Origin of the sequence: Aliivibrio finisterrensis (genome assembly GCF_008933155.1) — a bacterium.
Lineage (GTDB): Bacteria > Pseudomonadota > Gammaproteobacteria > Enterobacterales > Vibrionaceae > Aliivibrio > Aliivibrio finisterrensis.
In genome coordinates this window covers 1-1,180 of record NZ_WBVP01000062.1, presented here as the reverse complement: position 1 = coordinate 1,180, position 1,180 = coordinate 1, and the positions used below count along the sequence as shown (strand labels likewise).

Here is a 1,180-nt window from a genome sequence, read left to right as displayed (position 1 = left end):
CCAGAAGTGGTTAGTTTAACCCCTTTTCTTCGGATTAGGGGAGGACGATCACCACGGTGTGGTTCATGACTGGGGTGAAGTCGTAACAAGGTAGCCCTAGGGGAACCTGGGGCTGGATCACCTCCTTAAACGATAGATTACGATTTATGAGTGTTCACACAGATTGCGAAGGTTGAAAATAAAGAAGATTTAGAAGGTGTCCAACACCTTCGAATATCCAGTGTCCCGTTCGTCTAGAGGCCTAGGACACCGCCCTTTCACGGCGGTAACAGGGGTTCGACTCCCCTACGGGATACCATTTTCTCCTTATAGTTTGTTAAGTTGACGTCGTTTATAGACTATAAACGTCCTTACAACTTGCCTCCTCTAAGAAGAAAAATATGGGTCGTTAGCTCAGTTGGTAGAGCAGTTGACTTTTAATCAATTGGTCGCAGGTTCGAATCCTGCACGACCCACCATTCTTTCCACAGAGAATGGGTTTATTTCTGATAGAGTCAGGAGTAAATTGGAATATTATGTGGGCGATTAGCTCAGTTGGGAGAGCACCTCCCTTACAAGGAGGGGGTCACTGGTTCGAGCCCGGTATCGCCCACCATTTCATATGGATATACTCTTTAAATATTTTTGGAAGGATTCCAAACCAGTTCAAGAAATTGATCTAGGTTCGGATTTTTTGTGTCTGAAAATGCTTAAAAAGTATTTTATCATTAACAGTGTTAATGATTTTATATCGCTCTTTAACAATTTGGAAAGCTGACTGATTCAGCTTAATTACAGCTAAGTGCTGAAATTAAGTTAAATCAAAATTTAAAAGTTCTTAATATCTTTTGTTTATCTTAGATAAACAAATTAAAAACACATTCAAGTGTTCTTGGTATTATTTTGTTTCTACTTTTTAAAGTAGAGATAAAGAGCGAATCCGGCGAAAAACCAGAACTCACATTTTTCTGTTTAGAGATTATCTTTTTTACAGAAATAGTGATGATTTCAAACCTTGATTAGTTGAAATACGATCTCAAGTCATTTGTTTTACGTAGTAATTTTATTTTTAGACAAGGCGTTAAGAAATTTATCGAAGGGAGTGTAGCTTGCTACATGACCAAGTAAATTTTGAAAACAACGAAGTATAAAGATAAAAGAACAAGTAAAAAGACCTCTTGGGGTTGTATGGTTAAGTAAT

General features: G+C 37.9%; 3 tRNA genes and 1 rRNA gene. All 4 read left to right on the top strand.

Going from position 1 to position 1,180, the window contains the following annotated elements:
- A 16S ribosomal RNA gene (locus tag F8B77_RS17270) occupies window positions 1-128 on the top strand; the annotation flags it as partial.
- A gap of 94 nt (window positions 129-222) precedes the next feature.
- A tRNA-Glu gene (locus F8B77_RS17265) sits at window positions 223-298 on the top strand.
- A gap of 84 nt (window positions 299-382) precedes the next feature.
- Window positions 383-458: transfer RNA gene (locus F8B77_RS17260), tRNA-Lys, on the top strand.
- A 61-nt stretch (window positions 459-519) separates the two neighbouring features.
- Window positions 520-595: transfer RNA gene (locus F8B77_RS17255), tRNA-Val, on the top strand.
- Window positions 596-1,180 lie beyond the last annotated feature (585 nt).